Consider the following 14,976-nt stretch of genomic DNA (forward strand, 5'->3'; position numbering starts at 1 on the left):
GCGAGTCAAACGACTCGCTGTTTTTGTTTCTACGATCCGCAGCGCCCCTTCGCTCCGGCGCCCCACATTCCCCAATCTCCGTCCTTGCGTCAGACCGGCATCGTGCCATCCAGCGCCGGATCCAGCTTGTCGATGACAGCCCTGGCCCAGGCCATGCCGCGCTCGATGGCGCCGAGGGCGCTATCGGATCGGCCCGGGAGGCGACGTCGGGGAAACAGCGGCGGCTCGCGCCCACTGTCATGGGCGATCTGCACCGCACTCACTTCCCATCGGCCTCGCTGGCCGCTACAGCGCAGCGATACCCGGAAACCCTTGTACTGCTCCTGATGATCGACCGGAGTATGCATATTCTTTTTCTTTCGCAAAACCGATCCATGAGCACGTGTCCGCCAGACGTGCCGCTGGTCGCGGCGAGGTCAAGGCGGCGTCACGCGTGACGCCAGCCGTCAGCGGCGACGGAAGCCCGGACGGGGGCCGGTGGGGCCGCGCTGCTCCAGGTGACGGAAGATGATGCGACCCTTGTTCAGGTCATAGGGCGACAGTTCCAGGGTGACCTTGTCACCGGCCAGAATCTTGATGAAGTTCTTTTTCATGCGACCAGCCGTATAGGCGATCAGCGAGTGGCCGTTGTCCAGCGCGACACGGAAGCGCGAATCAGGGAGGACTTCGGAAACTTGTCCTTGCATTTCAATCAGTTCTTCTTTTGCCATTTTCTCTTTCTTGTGCATGAGCGCGCGACCTCCAGCGAGGAAGGGCTCGGGGATTTGCAATCTCTGGCTTTGACGACTGGCCACGCAAACAGGCGGCCGGGAGCGTTAAGGTCGGAGGACAGGCGAACGCGCTTGCGGTGAGACCGATAGCGTTGGTTCTTTACTCGGGGAAGCGGATGAAGATGCGGATCACGCGGATTGCAGGGATCGGACTGCGGCAAGGCGCGTGGAGATCAGGATTTCCGCTCTTTTCTTGAGCGATCCCCTCATTATACGCGCATTTTGCCTTTAAGGCCAATGAGCCCCCGGCGCCCCGCTCATCTGCGCCACAGCAGAATCGAGAACGATTGATCCATCCGGCAGATAAGCTGCGGTGCCGGCACAGAAAAAAAGCGCCACCGCGAAGGGTGGCGCCAAAGACTGCCAGAGGTTCTGTCATTGGCTGCAATCGGCCAGATGATCCGGCTGCGCCATAGGAGCAGATCACCCGCCGACCTCGCCTGCACGGCGAATCATCGTTCGATGGTGCGGCTCCAGCGGGTATTCCAGACGGCCCGGTTCTTGTTGATCTCATCCCAGTCCACCGCACGAGCCGCCTTGACGAAGCCATTCATGCGGGCCTGCTCGGCGGCGGCCGCGCCGCTGACCTGGACCTTGGTATTGGTCGGGTTGTAGTTGCCGTTTTCCAGCGCCAGGGCCTGCGCCTGTGGCGACAGCAGGTAGGCTGCCAGTTCCTGGGCCAGTTGCGGCTCGGTGTTGTTGGCAATCACGCACTGCGCCACCATCAGCACGATGGCGCCTTCCTTGGGCTGCACATATTCCACCGGCACGCCCTTGCTCTTGAGGATGGTGGATTGGGTCGGGGTGTAAGGGAACAAGGCGGCTTCCCCGGTCTGCGCCATCTCGGAGATCTTGGCCGAGTTGGAGATGTACTCCAGCACATTGGGGCCGATGGTCGATGGCCAGGCCTTGAAGCCCGGATCGACGTTGGCATCGGTGCCGCCCTTGAGCTGGTTGAAGGCAAGGAAGGCATGCAGGCCGAAGGTCGAGGAAGGCAGCGACTGGAACACCACCCGCCCCTTCAGCTTGGGATCGGCCAGGTCCAGCCAGGAGGTCGGCGGCGCCCAGCCCTTCTCTGCATAGACCTTGGTGTTGTAGGCCAGGCCGGTGACGCTGATGGTCACGCCGGTGGCCATGTCGTCCTTGATGTGCGCCACCGGCAGCAGGTTGGCCAGGTTGGGATTGGGCTTCTGTTTCTCGCACAGGCCCATGCCGACGGCGCGGTACATCACACCATCATCGAGAAACATCAGGTGCATCTGCGGCTTGTCCTTGGCGGCCTGGGCCTTGGCCAGGATATCGGCGGAACCGCCCGGCACCACTGCGATCTTGACGTTGTGCTTCTGTTCGAAGGGGCCGAAGACCGCTTGGGTGAAGGTCTTTTCCATGTTGCCGCCGTTCATGCCGATGTAGAGCGTGCGGGTCTGTGCCTGGGCACCTCCACAGGCCAGCAAGGTCATGCCAAGGGCGGCGGCCAGCGCGCCGGGACGGGAAAGCGACATCATGAGATCTTCCTTTCAGGGTGGGAGGACAGCAGGTCGGAGGTATCTGTGCCATGGGTGCCGACCACGGAGACCGTGGAGACGGCAGGCCTCGGCGCAAAACGGGCAATCGAGAATGCATCCAGGTCGATATTGCTGCGGCCATGCAGCACCAGCTCGGCCAGCGCTTCGCCGGCAGCCGGGCCGATCTGGAAACCGGCGCCGCAGAAGCCGAAGCCATGCAGCAGGCCCGGCTGCGTGCTGCTGGGGCCGATCACCGGGTGGTGGTCCGGCAGGTAGCCTTCCACCCCGCTCCAGGTGCGGATGATGTGGACATGCCGCAGCGCCGGCAGCAAGGCCGCCGCCTGCGGCAGCAGACCGAGGATGGAGTCATGCGAGGCGCGGGCGCGCTGTTCATCCAGCACATAACCGCGACCGCCGCCTAGCACCACGTTGCCACGGGCCACCTGGCGGCAATAGATTGATCCCCCTTCCACGCCCAGGCTCCAGGGCAGGAAATGCGGGATGGGTTCGGTCACCACCATGCTGGGATGACCACTGGTCAAGGGGGCGGCCTCACCGAAGGCTTGCGCCACCCGGTTTGCCCAGGCACCGGCGCAGTTGATCAAGACCTCGGCGCGCAACTGCAAAGGCGCTTCGCCATGCCGTGCTTCGGCCACGAAACTCTGGCCGTCATGGCCCACCTGCAACACTTCGCAACCCTCGATGATGCGCGCCCCGGCCGCCTGCGCAGCGCGGGCGAAGGCTGGCGATACCAGACGCGGATTGGCCTGGCCGTCTTCCGGACACAAGGAGCCGCCGACCGCCGCGCCGCCCAGCCAGGGGCATTGCTCACGCAGGCGCTCGCCGCTGATCAGTTCGATGCCCAACCCATACGGCCGGCTCAGTTCGGCGTAGGCTTCCAGGGCCTGCATGTCGGCTGCGCTACGGGCCAGCTTGAAGTGGCCACTGCGTTCATATTCGCCGGTGGTGCCGATGAGCGACTCCAGCTCGCCCCAGATCTGGTGCGCCCGCTGCGACAGCGGCAACTGCACCTCGGGCCGACCCTGACGACGCACGCCGCCGTAGTTCACGCCACTGGAACGCGAACCACAGAGATCGCGCTCCAGCACCGTCACGCGACGGCCGGCCTTGGCCAGCACCAGCGCAGCCGATGCGCCGACGATGCCGCCGCCGATGATGAGCACTTCAGTAGAAACGGTATTCACGATGCATCCTCCCCGGCATGCAGGGCAATGACCTGCGCCGACGGCAACGCAGCCGCCGGCACATGCATGCCCATGGGAATGGGCTTGATCGGCGCCTGACCGCGCAGGCGACCGACCTCGGCCACCGGTATCGCAGCCGCATGGGCCAGGACCTCCGCTGCCGCGGCACCGCACATGCGTCCCTGACAGCGCCCCATGCCCACGCGGGTCAGGGCCTTCAGGCGATTCATTTCAGCTGCGCCTTTTTCGCGCACGGCTGCGCGCAACTCTCCGGCGCGGATGTTTTCGCAGCGGCAGATCACCAGATCATCGGGGGCGCTGGCTGCCCAGTGCTCCGGGAAGGGAAAGGCCCGCTCCAGCCCCACGCGGAAGGCGCCGATCTGCGCGAGCGTGGCCTCGATCTGCGCCACCCGGGCGCCATCGACGGTAAGGCCGCGATCCTGCAACAGCGCCAGTGCGGCACGCTCACCGGCCAGTTCGGCAGCGTCCGCACCCATGATGCCGGCGCCGTCGCCGGCCAGATATACGCCCGGCACGCTGCTGCGGGTAGCGCGATCGCGCACCGGCAGATGCGCCCGCTGCAGCGGGTCGAAACGGAAGCGGCAACCCAGCAGGTCGGCCAGTTGCGTTTCGGAGCGCAGGGCATAACCGAAGCCGACGGCATCACAATCGATGCGCCGCTCGGCAACTGCCCTGGCACCGGCGCGGGCAGGCAGGTGACGCCGCCAGACCACGCTCTGCACGCGCGACTCGCCCTCCACCCGCAGCACCTCGGCATGGGTGTGGACGGGCACGCCATGCAGCCTCAGCCAGGCCAGATAATAGATGCCCTTGGCCAGCAAGGCCGGCTGGCCCAGCATGGCGGGCAGGGCCGCGATACGGTCGGCCAGGCTGCTGCTGTCGAGCACGGCGGCCACATGGGCACCGGCCTTGGCGTATTGATAGGCCACCAGATACAGCAGCGGACCATTGCCGGCCAACACCACCGAGCGACCGATGGCACATCCCTGGAACTTGAGTGCCACCTGCGCGCCACCCAGCGTATAGACGCCCGGCGTGGTCCAGCCCGGGAAGGGCAGGACACGGTCGGTGGCGCCGGTGGCGACAATGATGTCTTCCCAGGCCAGGGTAGCCGCGGACTGGGCCTGGCTATCCATCAGGTCGAGCAAGCCGGGCTGGGCATTCCACACCAGGGTCTGAGGACGATAATCGATGGCATCGCGCAAGGCATGGAAGGCGGCATGCACCGACTGCGCGCGCCCGGCTTCGAAACCATAGAGCGTCTTGCGGCTGCGCCGGAACCCGCCGGGCGGCTGACGATAGATCTGGCCGCCCGCCTGGGCCGCCTCGTCGATCAGCACCGGCCGCAGGCCATGGGCCAGCAGCGTCTGCGCCGCACGCACACCGGCCGGCCCGGCACCGACGATCACGGGAGGAAGCCGGCTCATGCGCCCTCCCCCTGACCGCTGCGCAATTGCATGCCGGCGCGGATGAAGGTGGAGCAGGCACGCAGGCGTTCACCGCTGTCGGTGGCGATCCAGCAATCCTGGCAGGCGCCCATCATGCAGAAGCCGGCGCGAGGCTGGCCGCTGAATTCATTGCGGCGCAGGCTGCCGGCGCAGGTCAGCACGGCGGTCAGCACGGTATCGCCTTCCAGCGCGGTGACGGCGCGACCATCGAGGGTGAAGCTGACAGTGGCGCGATCCTGCTCGGCCAGCCGTACCAGCTGCGCACCCTGGGGAGAAGCGAAATCGCTCATGTGCGCCCCACCAGTACGCGGTCCAGGCCGTAGACACGATCAAGGATGATCATCGCCACCGCCGTGATGGCCACCATCAGGGCCGACACCGCCGCCATCATCGGATCGATGGATTCGGTGGCGTACATGTACATGCGCACTGGCAGCGTCACCGTCGAGGGCGAAGTCACGAAGATGGACATGGTGACTTCATCGAAGCTGTTGATGAAGGCCAGCAGCCAGCCACCGGTGATGCCCGGCAGGATCATCGGCAGTGTGATGCGCAGGAATACCGTGGAGCGGCTTGCCCCCAGCGACAGCGCGGCCTGCTCGGCACTGCGGTCGAAACCGATCAGCGCGGCCATGATCAGGCGCATGGTGTAGGGCGTCACTACCAGCGAGTGCGCCAGCACCAGCCAGCCGAAACTGCCGGCGCCGCCCACCACCGAGAACAGGCGCAGCAAGGCCACGCCCAGCACCAGGTGGGGAATGATCAGCGGCGACAGGAACAGGCCCTGCAAGGCGCCCGACCAGCGATGCGGATAACGCACCAGCGCCATGGCTGCCGGAATGGCCAGGACGGTGGAGATGGTGGCTGCCGCCAGCGCCAGCCACAGGCTGTTCCAGAAGGAGCTGACGAAATCGGGGAATTCGAATACCGCCTTGAACCAGCGCAGCGAGAATTCCGGCCCGTTCATGGTGAGGGTGTTTTCCGGGGTGAAGGCGATTACGCACACCACCAGGATCGGCGCCAGCGTGAAGAGGATCACCAGCGCATTAAACAGCAATGCAATCGGTCCGTTCTTGTTCATGGTTCAGCCCAGCGCTTTCTTGTAGCGACGTTCGATCATGCGGTTCCAGCCCAGCATGATGACCAGGTTGGCCACCAGCAGCAGCAGCGCGATGGCCGCGCCCAGGGGCCAGTTCAGTTCGTGCAGGTATTCGTCGTAGATGATGGTGGCCATCATCTTCAGGCGACGTCCGCCCAACAGACCCGGAATGGCAAAGGAGCTGGCCGACAGGCCGAAGACGATCAGGCTGCCCGAGAGAATGCCCGGCATGATCTGCGGCAGCACGATACGGCGCAGCACCGTCATGGGCGAGGCGCCCAGCGACAGCGCGGCATTGGCCACACCCCCATCGAGCTTTTGCAGCGAGGTCCACACCGGAATCACCATGAAGGGCAGCATCACGTGCACCAGGGCGATGACGATGGCCGTCTCGGTGTAGAGCAGCTTGACGCGGCTGAAACCCAGCGCCATCAGCAGGCTGTTGATCAGGCCTTCCGGCCCCAGCAGCATGCTCCAGCCGAAGGCCCGCACCACCACCGAAATCATCAGCGGCGCCAGCACCACCAGCAGCATGACGGAACGCCAGGGCTTGCGCATGCGATTGAGGATGTAGGCTTCCGGCGCGCCCAGCACGATGCAGATCAGCGTGACCAGGCCCGAGATCCACAGCGTGCGCCAGAAGATGGCGTAGTAGTAGGGATCGGTGAGCACCGCCTGGTAATGCTCCAGCGTGAAGGTACCGGCCTTGGGACCGGTCTCGGCGTCATAGGCATTGAAGGACAGCACGAAGGTCAGCAGCAGCGGGATCAGCAGCATCACCGTGCACAGCAGGATGGCCGGGGCCGACATCAGCCAGGGCAGGCTGCGCTGGCCGGGGGCCTTGCCGCCTTGCGGTGCCGTCACGACGGGGGCCACCGCCGGCGAGGTACCGGCCGCACTCATGCCGGCACCCGTTCGTCGCTACGGGCGGTGGAGACCAGGCGCAGGTTGAAGTCACTCCAGGCCAGGCCCAGCGTCGCGCCCTGCTCCAGCGCCTCGGCGCCATCGTTGGGGGCCAGCACGGACAGCAGTCCCAGCGGCGTCTGCACCTCGTACATCCATTGGCTACCCAGGAAGAAGCGACGTACCACCTCGCCATTGCAGCGGCCCTGGCCGGGCTCGGTACAGCGGATCTTTTCCGGACGCAGGCCCAGCACCACGCGACCACCGCCACGCAGGCCACTGTCGTTGCTCTCCAGGCTGAGCATCATGCCGCCCACGGCGATATCGGCGCGCTCGCCGGCGGCACCCACCACCTGGCCTTCCAGCAGGTTGGCCTTGCCCACGAAGGTGGAGATGAAGCGATTGGCCGGATGTTCATACACATTGATCGGACGGCCCACCTGGGTGATATGCCCGGTCTCCATCACCACCACGCGATCGCTGATGGACATGGCCTCGCTCTGATCGTGGGTCACCATGATGGTGGTGGTACCGACCTTGCGCTGGATGTCGCGCAGTTCGAATTGCATTTCCTCGCGCAGCTTGGCGTCCAGGTTGGACAGGGGTTCGTCGAGCAGCAGCACGGGCGGTGCGATCACCAGCGCGCGCGCCAGGGCCACGCGCTGACGCTGGCCGCCGGACAGCTCACGCGGATAACGGGCGCCATGCTTTTCCAGGTGCACCAGGGCCAGGGCCTGCGCCACGCGGTCGCGCTTCTCGGCGGGCGCGCACTTGCGCATCTCCAGGCCGAAGGCCACGTTCTGCTCCACCGTCATGTGCGGGAACAGCGCATAGGTCTGGAACACGATGCCCAGGCCACGGGTATTGGGCTTGGCATGGGTGATGTCGCGGCCGTCCAGTTCGATGCGGCCGCCGCTGACGTTCTCGAAGCCCGCAATCATCTGCAGGGTGGTGGTCTTGCCGCAACCGGAGGGGCCCAGCAGGGAAATGAATTCCCCCTTCTCCACCGTCAGGTTGAAGCCCGATACCGCCTGGGTATCGCCGTAGAACTTACTGACATTGGTCAGCGTGAGAAATGACATTGCAAGCTCCCTGTCGCAAAGTTCGGGCGCTGCGCGGCTGGCGGGCTTGTCGGCCGGCGGGCACTCCGATGCATTCATCTGTAAAGTCGCATCCACCTCAAGGACTGGGGTGATATGCGCGTCTCCTGTTTCGTTATTGATGCAATTTCGGTGCCAATTCTGCTATCGTATTTCGATAGACAGGAAATTTTTAATAATTATTTCGTCAGATGGAATAACTCGGAGGGCATGACGCCACCGATTCCACCCAGCAGACAACAGCCCCCTCATGAGCGACGACAACGACGAGGCCTCCTCGACCACCGCCCCGGCCACCCTGCCGGTCAATGGCATCCAGCGCACCTTCGCGGTGTTGCGCGCACTGGCCGATGCACCACCGCAAGGCATGCGGGTGACCCAGGTGGCCAAGGCCATCGGCCTCACGCAAGGCACCACGCACCGCCTGCTGCAGGCTCTGGTCAGCGAAGGCGTGGTGGAGCAGGATGAACGCAGCAAGCTGTACCGCCTGGGGATGGACCTGTTCGCGCTGGCCGCGCGCGCCGGCAATGCCTCCGACCTGCGCAGCCTGTGCCGGCCGGCGCTGCTGCGCCTGTGCGGCAGCCTGGGCGACACTGTCTTCCTGCTGGTGCGCTCGCGCTTCGACGCGGTCTGTGTGGACCGGGTCGACGGTCCCTTCCCGATCCGTGCCTTCACCGGCGACATCGGCGGCCGGGTGGCGCTGGGCGTGGGCCAGGGTGCGCTGTCCATCCTCGCTTTCCTGCCGGAGCAGGAGCGCGAGGAAGTGATCCGCTACAACGTGCCGCGCCTGCGCGAGTTCGGGGTCTATGACGAGGTCTACCTGCGCACCGAAATCGAGCGTGTGCGTGAAACCGGCTATGCGGCACGCCAGGCGGGTCTGCTCGACGGCATGGCCGGCCTGGGCGTGCCGCTGTTCGACTGCAGCGGCGCCATCGTCGGTGCGCTCAGCGTGGGCACGCTGACCTCGCGCCTGACCGAGGAGCGCCTGCCGACCGTGGTACAGATGTTGCAACGGGAAGCCGCGGCGCTGTCGCGCCAGATCAATCCCTTCGACCCGGCATTGCGCCGTCCCATGCATCAGGCCAATCCTGTGGAGCCCCGCCCATGAGTTCTTCCTCCCCCGTACTGCTGGTCAAGTCCGGCGGTGCCGCCGCGCTGCCGGAGTGGCGCGCCAGTTTCCATGAGTTCGCCCCTGGGCTGGGACTGGAGGTGTGCGCCTGGGACGACCCCGAAGTCGATCCGGCCCGGGTGGAATATGTCCTGGTCTGGCAACCCGAGGCGGGGCGCCTGGCCCGCTTCCCCAACCTGAAGGCCATCATCAGCAGTGCAGCCGGCGTGGATCACATCCTGGCCGATCCGCACTTGCCGGACCTGCCCATCGTGCGCATGGTCACGCCCGAAACCCAGCAGCGCATGGCCGAATTCACCGTCATGAGCAGCCTCATGCTGTTGAAGGACATGCCGCGCATCATCGCCCAGCAGGCGCGCGCGCAATGGGTGGAGTTCTCCACCCCGCGCACCGCCCTGGAAACCCGGGTGGGCGTGCTCGGTCTGGGGGCGCTGGGGCTGGCCACGGCGCGCATGCACGCCACCATCGGTTTCGACACCGCCGGCTGGGCGCGCTCGCCGCGCAGCGAAAAGGGACTGAGCTGTTATGCCGGCGCCGACCAGTTGCCGGCCTTCCTGGCGCGCACCGACATCCTGATCTGCCTCCTGCCGGAAACCGAGGACACCCGCCACCTGCTCGATGCCGACCTGCTGCGCCAGTTGCCACGCGGCGCGGCGGTCATCAACGTCGGGCGCGGCAGCCACCTGTGCCTGCCCGACCTGCTGGCCGCGCTGGACGAAGGCCAGCTGTCGGGCGCCGTGCTGGACGTGTTCGATGAAGAGCCCTTGCCTGCCGACGCGGCGGTCTGGCGCCACCCCCGCGTGCTGGTGACGCCGCACGCGGCGGCGACGCCGTCGCGGCGGGAGCGCGCCCGCCAGGCGGCGGTAGCGATCTCGGCCATGCTGGGCGGGCTGCCGCCACCGCATCTGTATGACCGCGTGCGGGGTTACTGAGGGGCAAGCATCCCCTTCCGCGCCGGCCCGGCTTGCGGGATAGGCCTCCATCGTCTAGACTTTGGCGCTCGCTGGCCGCCCTGCCGCCCTCACCGGGGCAAGCAGATCGGCCGAATCCCTCCCTTGTGCGAGGGCAATCAACCTGACGGCAACGTTTGGATACCGTACCCATATGGGTGCAAGCTCTTGCACTCCTGATCCTGATCCTGTTCTCGGCCTTCTTTTCCATGACCGAGACGGCGCTGATGGCCGCCAACCGCCATCGCCTGCGGCACCTGGCCAAACAGGGCAACCGTGCCGCGATCACCATCCTGTGGCTGCTGGACCGCACCGAACGGCTGCTGTCGCTGATCCTCATCGCCAATACCGTCATCAATGCGCTGGCCACGGCCCTGGTAACGGCCCTGGCCATCGCGGCCTTCGGTAACCACCAGCGGGTGATCACCGCGGCCACCGCCTTCGTGGCGGCGCTGCTGATCATCTTTGCCGAGATCGTGCCCAAGGTGATCGGCGCCACCTATCCGGAACGCATCGCCCTGTTCACCAGCTTCGTGCTCAAGCCGCTGATGCGGGTGGCCAAGCCGCTGATCTGGTTCGTCAACATCTTCGTCTCGGCGATCCTCAAGCTGTTGCGCATCAAGACCGGAGCCCGCGCCGCCGAGCAGCGCATCTCGCCGGAAGAACTGCGTTCCATCGTGCTCGAAGGCGGCAGCTTCATCCCGCAGAAGCACAAGAGCATCCTGCTGAACCTGTTCGACCTGGAAAAGATCTCGGTGGAAGACGTGATGACGCCACGCGCCCAGGTCGAGGCCCTGAACCTGGCCGCACCGGTGGAAGAGATCCTGCACCAGCTGGCCACCTGCTACCACAACAAGCTGCCGGTCTACGAAGGGGAAATCAACCACATCGTCGGCATCCTGCATGTGCGCAAGACGGTGTCGCTGTTCCGCCAGGAAGAGGACATCAGCCACGACGATATCCGCGCGCTGCTGTCGGTGCCGTATTACGTGCCGGTGGAAACCGACGTCTTCACCCAGCTTCAGTATTTCCAGGAGAATCACGAACGTCTGGGCATCGTCGTCGATGAATACGGCGAGGTGCAGGGCCTGGTGACGCTGGAAGACATCATCGAAGAGATGATCGGCGAATTCACCACCTCCTCGCCCGGTTCCTCGGGCGAAGGCTTCGGCTGGGACAAGGACGGCAGTTGCCTGCTCGAAGGCAGCACCACCCTGCGCGACATCAACAAGCGTCTGGGCCTGGCGCTGCCGCTGGATGGCCCCAAGACCATCAACGGCCTGCTGCTGGAAACCCTGCAGGACATCCCCGAGGCCAGCGTGGCCGTGAAGTTCGAGGGCTGCGTGATCGAAATCGTGCAGGTCCAGAACCAGGCCATCCGCATGGTCAAGCTGATCGCCATACCGCAGTCGCCGACGCGCGACGATTAGTTCCTGCATCGAACTCTGCCGACATTGCCGCAGGCAATCGGCCGGCCCGCTTTGCCTCGGGCACAGCGGGTGGGAGACTGATCCTCCTTTGCGCGGAGGTCTCCCATGCAAGCTCACGATCCGGCGGTGGCCGATGACGATGTCCCGGTAGTACGCCTGCTGCACAAGCTGCTGGCCGACGCCGTCGGCATGGGTGCCTCCGACCTGCATTTCGAACCCTTCGAACACTTCTTCCGCGTACGCCTGCGCGTCGATGGCGTGCTGCACGAGCTGGCCCAGCCGCCGCTGACGCTGCGCGACAAGCTGGCTACCCGGCTGAAGATCCTGGCGCGCCTGGACATCGCCGAAAAGCGCCTGCCGCAGGACGGCAAGATGCGCCTGGCGCTGGACCGGCGCAGCATCGACCTGCGCGTCTCCACCCTGCCTACGCAATTCGGCGAAAAGATCGTCCTGCGCATTCTCGATACCGCCCAGGCCAGCTTCTCCATCGCCGAACTGGGCTATGAACCGGCCCAGCAGGAAGCGCTGCTGCAAGCCATCGCCCGACCGCATGGGCTGGTGCTGATGACCGGCCCCACCGGCTCGGGCAAGACGGTCTCGCTGTACGCCTGCCTGCAGCGGCTCAACCGCCCCGGAGTCAACATCGCCACTGCCGAGGACCCGGTGGAAATCAACCTGCCCGGCATCAACCAGGTCGGCATCAACGAACGCGCCGGGCTGGACTTCGCCACGGCGCTGCGCGCCTTCCTGCGCCAGGACCCGGATGTGCTGATGGTGGGTGAAATCCGCGACCTGGAAACCGCCGACATCGCGGTCAAGGCGTCCCAGACCGGCCACCTGGTGCTCTCCACCCTGCACACCAACGACGCCCCCTCGACCCTCACGCGCCTGCTCAACATGGGCGTGCCGGCCTACAACATCGCTGCGTCGGTGAGCCTGATCGTGGCACAGCGGCTGGTACGCAAACTGTGCCGCTGCCGGCGGCCGGCGCCGGGCAACCCGTCCACCTATGTCCCCCAGGGCTGCCCGGCCTGCAACCAGAGCGGCTTTCGCGGCCGTACCGGGATCTACCAGGTGATGCCGGTCAGCGCCGCCATGCAGGCCCTGATCCTGGCCCAGGCCGGCACGCTGGATCTGGCGCGCCAGGCGCAGGCCGAGGGCATCATCGACCTGCGCCGCGCCGGTCTGCTCAAGGTCCTGCGCGGCGAAACCAGCATGGGAGAGATCCTTGCCGGCACCTGAACCAAAACACTTCCGCTGGGAAGGCCTGGATCGGCACGGACAGCCACAGCGCGGTGTCCTGCAGGCCAGCGACGAAGCCCAGGCACGGGCCCAACTGCGCCGCCAGGGACTGCGGGTGGCACGCCTGCGGCGAGAGGCAGGTAGTGTCGGTAGCACCACCACCCGGGTCGCCCCACGCAAGCCCTCCCGCGCCCGCATCAGCGACAAGCAGATCGCCCTCTTCACGCGCCAGCTGGCCACCATGCTGCAGGCCGGTCTGCCGCTGCTGCAGGCGCTGGACATCGCCATCCGCGGCGCCGGCCAGGGGCCACTGGCCGGCCTGCTGGGCGAGGTGCGGCAACAGGTGTCAGGCGGTGACAGCCTGCACGCCGCGCTGCAGCGCCATCCGCGCCATTTCGATGGCCTGTTCTGCAACCTGGTGCGCGCCGCCGAGGAGGCCGGCATGCTCGACAGCATGCTGGAGCGCATCGCCCTCTATCGCGAGAAGTCGCTGGCGCTGCGGGGCAAGGTCAGGGCGGCGCTGGCCTATCCGGGCGCGGTGGTGCTGGTGGCGATCGTGGTGACCGCCGTCATCATGCTGTGGGTGGTGCCGGCCTTCGAGCAGATGTTCCAGCAGTTCGGCGCCGAACTGCCGCTGCCCACCCGCATCGTGATGGCCCTGGCGCGCATGCTGGGCCGTTACTGGCCCGCGCTGTTGCTCGGCCTGGCCGTGAGCGGCTTGCTGGCCCTGCATGCCTGGCGCCGCTATCCGGCGCTGCGGGCGCGGGCGCAGCGGCTGAGCCTGTCATTGCCGATCTTCGGCAGGCTGTTGCGACAGGCCGCGCTGGCACGCTGGAGCCGCACTTTCGGCACACTCTTCGGTGCCGGCATCGCCCTGGTGGAAGCGCTGGAGACCGTGGCCGGAGCAGCCGGCAACGTGGTCTTCGCCGAGGCCTCGCTGGCGGTGCGCGATGCGGTGCGCAATGGTGCATCCCTGCATGGCGCGATGCAGGCCACCGGGGTCTTCCCCGACCTGGCGGTGCAGATGACGGCCGTGGGCGAGGAGGCCGGCGCACTGGACGCCATGCTGGGCAAGATCGCCGAACTCAACGAACGCGAGGTCGACGAAGCCGTCAGCGCCCTCACCAGCCTGATGGAACCCGTTATCATGGCGGTGCTTGGCGTGGTCATCGGCGCACTGGTGGTCGCGATGTATCTGCCGGTATTCCGCATGGGTTCGGTGGTGTGACGGTAGGCGGCACGACCGGCCTGCTGCGGCTACTCCCCCCTGCGACCTGACTTCACGACCCGATACGACTGAACCCGACGATGCATTTCCTGGAAGCCTACGCCCTCCCCGGCAATCCCGCCCTGGCCGGCCTGGCGGCCCTGCTGGGCCTGCTGGTGGGTAGCTTCCTGAACGTGGTGATCCACCGCCTGCCCATCATGATGCTGCGCGAGACCGCCAATTTCGTGGCGATGGAGCGCGGCGAAGCCCTGCCGCATCAGGATCGCTACGACCTCTGGCTGCCCCATTCCGCCTGCCCGCACTGCGCCCGGCCGCTGGCGCCGTGGCACAAGCTGCCGGTGCTGAGCTGGATACTGCTGCGCGGCCGTTGCAGCTTTTGCCAGGCCAGGATCAGCACGCGTTATCTGCTGGTGGAGTTGCTGACCGCGCTCCTGTTTGCCCTGGTGGCCTGGCGCTTCGGACTGGGCGCCACCGGGCTGGCCGTCATGCTCTGCAGCGCCTTCCTGATAGCGCTGGCCTTCATCGATGCCGACACCATGCTGCTGCCCGATGACCTGACCCTGCCGCTGCTATGGCTGGGGCTGCTGGTGAACCTGAACCATCGCCTGGTGGCGCTGCCCGATGCAGTGCTGGGCGCGGCAGTCGGCTATGGCGTGCTGTGGCTGATCTTCTGGATCTTCAAGCTGGCCACCGGCAAGGATGGCCTGGGCTATGGCGACTTCAAGCTCATGGCCGCCCTCGGCGCCTGGCTGGGTTGGCAGGCGCTGCCGCTGGTGCTGCTGCTGGCCTCGGTGATGGGCGCCCTGCTGGGCCTGGCGCTGATGGTCGGCGGGCGCCACCAGCGCGGCCAGGCCATTCCCTTCGGCCCCTGCTTGGCCGGCGCCGGCCTGCTGGCCCTGCTGCTGGATGGCACCTGGCTGAACCTGACTCACTTCGCTTACTGAAC

Annotated in this window: 15 protein-coding genes; 6 read left to right on the forward strand and 9 right to left on the reverse strand. The window is 66.2% G+C overall.

The window, feature by feature from the left end:
• Positions 1–89 precede the first annotated feature (89 nt).
• The 9 genes from VE092_RS10505 to VE092_RS10545 all read right to left on the reverse strand — a co-directional run bounded on the left by VE092_RS10505 (position 90) and on the right by VE092_RS10545 (position 8,033).
• Positions 90–347: a hypothetical protein gene (locus tag VE092_RS10505; RefSeq protein WP_324876439.1), complete on the reverse strand. Its 258-nt coding sequence runs from the start codon at positions 345–347 to the stop codon at positions 90–92.
• Between the two features lie 99 nt (positions 348–446).
• Positions 447–710: a translation initiation factor IF-1 gene (gene infA / locus VE092_RS10510; RefSeq protein ID WP_102663301.1), complete on the reverse strand. Its 264-nt coding sequence runs from the start codon at positions 708–710 to the stop codon at positions 447–449.
• A 512-nt stretch (positions 711–1,222) separates the two neighbouring features.
• Positions 1,223–2,275: an ABC transporter substrate-binding protein gene (locus VE092_RS10515; RefSeq protein ID WP_324876442.1), complete on the reverse strand. Its 1,053-nt coding sequence runs from the start codon at positions 2,273–2,275 to the stop codon at positions 1,223–1,225.
• On the reverse strand, positions 2,272–3,480 hold the full coding sequence (locus VE092_RS10520) for an FAD-binding oxidoreductase (RefSeq protein WP_324876444.1): 1,209 nt from the start codon (positions 3,478–3,480) through the stop codon (positions 2,272–2,274). Before VE092_RS10520 ends, VE092_RS10515 begins: the two co-directional genes overlap by 4 nt.
• Positions 3,477–4,928, reverse strand: a complete 1,452-nt coding sequence (locus VE092_RS10525) for an NAD(P)/FAD-dependent oxidoreductase (protein WP_324876446.1) — start codon at positions 4,926–4,928, stop codon at positions 3,477–3,479. Before VE092_RS10525 ends, VE092_RS10520 begins: the two co-directional genes overlap by 4 nt.
• Positions 4,925–5,239: a (2Fe-2S)-binding protein gene (locus tag VE092_RS10530; RefSeq protein WP_234295282.1), complete on the reverse strand. Its 315-nt coding sequence runs from the start codon at positions 5,237–5,239 to the stop codon at positions 4,925–4,927. Before VE092_RS10530 ends, VE092_RS10525 begins: the two co-directional genes overlap by 4 nt.
• Positions 5,236–6,030, reverse strand: coding sequence for an ABC transporter permease (locus VE092_RS10535; RefSeq protein WP_006713200.1), 795 nt, complete (start codon positions 6,028–6,030; stop codon positions 5,236–5,238). The genes VE092_RS10530 and VE092_RS10535 overlap by 4 nt, the downstream gene beginning before the upstream one ends.
• Positions 6,031–6,033: 3 nt before the next feature.
• A complete protein-coding gene (locus tag VE092_RS10540) occupies positions 6,034–6,951 on the reverse strand; it encodes an ABC transporter permease (protein WP_414653459.1) in 918 nt (305 codons plus the stop codon).
• Positions 6,948–8,033, reverse strand: a complete 1,086-nt coding sequence (locus tag VE092_RS10545; protein WP_324876452.1) for an ABC transporter ATP-binding protein — start codon at positions 8,031–8,033, stop codon at positions 6,948–6,950. Before VE092_RS10545 ends, VE092_RS10540 begins: the two co-directional genes overlap by 4 nt.
• 268 nt (positions 8,034–8,301) lie before the next feature.
• On the opposite strand from VE092_RS10545, the gene VE092_RS10550 reads away from it, so the two are divergent.
• From VE092_RS10550 to VE092_RS10575, 6 genes are all read left to right on the forward strand, one after another.
• Positions 8,302–9,159 carry an IclR family transcriptional regulator gene (locus tag VE092_RS10550; protein WP_077235791.1) on the forward strand — a complete coding sequence of 286 codons (858 nt, stop codon included), beginning with the start codon at positions 8,302–8,304 and terminating at the stop codon, positions 9,157–9,159.
• On the forward strand, positions 9,156–10,112 hold the full coding sequence (locus VE092_RS10555) for a glyoxylate/hydroxypyruvate reductase A (protein WP_324876455.1): 957 nt from the start codon (positions 9,156–9,158) through the stop codon (positions 10,110–10,112). The genes VE092_RS10550 and VE092_RS10555 overlap by 4 nt, the downstream gene beginning before the upstream one ends.
• 155 nt (positions 10,113–10,267) lie before the next feature.
• Entirely contained in the window at positions 10,268–11,560 is a 1,293-nt protein-coding gene (locus tag VE092_RS10560) for an HlyC/CorC family transporter (RefSeq protein WP_324876456.1), read from the forward strand.
• 105 nt (positions 11,561–11,665) lie between these two features.
• Positions 11,666–12,802, forward strand: coding sequence for a GspE/PulE family protein (locus tag VE092_RS10565; protein ID WP_324876458.1), 1,137 nt, complete (start codon positions 11,666–11,668; stop codon positions 12,800–12,802).
• Positions 12,789–14,030: a type II secretion system F family protein gene (locus VE092_RS10570; protein ID WP_324876460.1), complete on the forward strand. Its 1,242-nt coding sequence runs from the start codon at positions 12,789–12,791 to the stop codon at positions 14,028–14,030. Before VE092_RS10565 ends, VE092_RS10570 begins: the two co-directional genes overlap by 14 nt.
• Before the next feature lie 80 nt (positions 14,031–14,110).
• Positions 14,111–14,974 carry an A24 family peptidase gene (locus tag VE092_RS10575; protein WP_324876463.1) on the forward strand — a complete coding sequence of 288 codons (864 nt, stop codon included), beginning with the start codon at positions 14,111–14,113 and terminating at the stop codon, positions 14,972–14,974.
• The last annotated feature ends 2 nt before the right edge of the window (positions 14,975–14,976 follow it).

Origin of the sequence: Herbaspirillum sp. (assembly GCF_035644555.1) — a bacterium.
Taxonomy (GTDB): domain Bacteria; phylum Pseudomonadota; class Gammaproteobacteria; order Burkholderiales; family Burkholderiaceae_D; genus Herbaspirillum.

What these genes read in the sequence shown, in the direction of transcription:
- VE092_RS10550 (WP_077235791.1), top strand. Translation starts at nt 8,302, where the DNA reads ATGAGCGACGACAACGACGAGGCCTCCTCGACCACCGCCCCGGCCACC.
- VE092_RS10540 (WP_414653459.1), bottom strand. Translation starts at nt 6,951, where the DNA reads ATGAGTGCGGCCGGTACCTCGCCGGCGGTGGCCCCCGTCGTGACGGCA.
- VE092_RS10545 (WP_324876452.1), bottom strand. Translation starts at nt 8,033, where the DNA reads ATGTCATTTCTCACGCTGACCAATGTCAGTAAGTTCTACGGCGATACC.
- VE092_RS10575 (WP_324876463.1), top strand. Translation starts at nt 14,111, where the DNA reads ATGCATTTCCTGGAAGCCTACGCCCTCCCCGGCAATCCCGCCCTGGCC.
- VE092_RS10535 (WP_006713200.1), bottom strand. Translation starts at nt 6,030, where the DNA reads ATGAACAAGAACGGACCGATTGCATTGCTGTTTAATGCGCTGGTGATC.
- VE092_RS10505 (WP_324876439.1), bottom strand. Translation starts at nt 347, where the DNA reads ATGCATACTCCGGTCGATCATCAGGAGCAGTACAAGGGTTTCCGGGTA.
- VE092_RS10565 (WP_324876458.1), top strand. Translation starts at nt 11,666, where the DNA reads ATGCAAGCTCACGATCCGGCGGTGGCCGATGACGATGTCCCGGTAGTA.
- VE092_RS10515 (WP_324876442.1), bottom strand. Translation starts at nt 2,275, where the DNA reads ATGATGTCGCTTTCCCGTCCCGGCGCGCTGGCCGCCGCCCTTGGCATG.
- VE092_RS10525 (WP_324876446.1), bottom strand. Translation starts at nt 4,928, where the DNA reads ATGAGCCGGCTTCCTCCCGTGATCGTCGGTGCCGGGCCGGCCGGTGTG.
- infA (WP_102663301.1), bottom strand. Translation starts at nt 710, where the DNA reads ATGGCAAAAGAAGAACTGATTGAAATGCAAGGACAAGTTTCCGAAGTC.
- VE092_RS10530 (WP_234295282.1), bottom strand. Translation starts at nt 5,239, where the DNA reads ATGAGCGATTTCGCTTCTCCCCAGGGTGCGCAGCTGGTACGGCTGGCC.
- VE092_RS10555 (WP_324876455.1), top strand. Translation starts at nt 9,156, where the DNA reads ATGAGTTCTTCCTCCCCCGTACTGCTGGTCAAGTCCGGCGGTGCCGCC.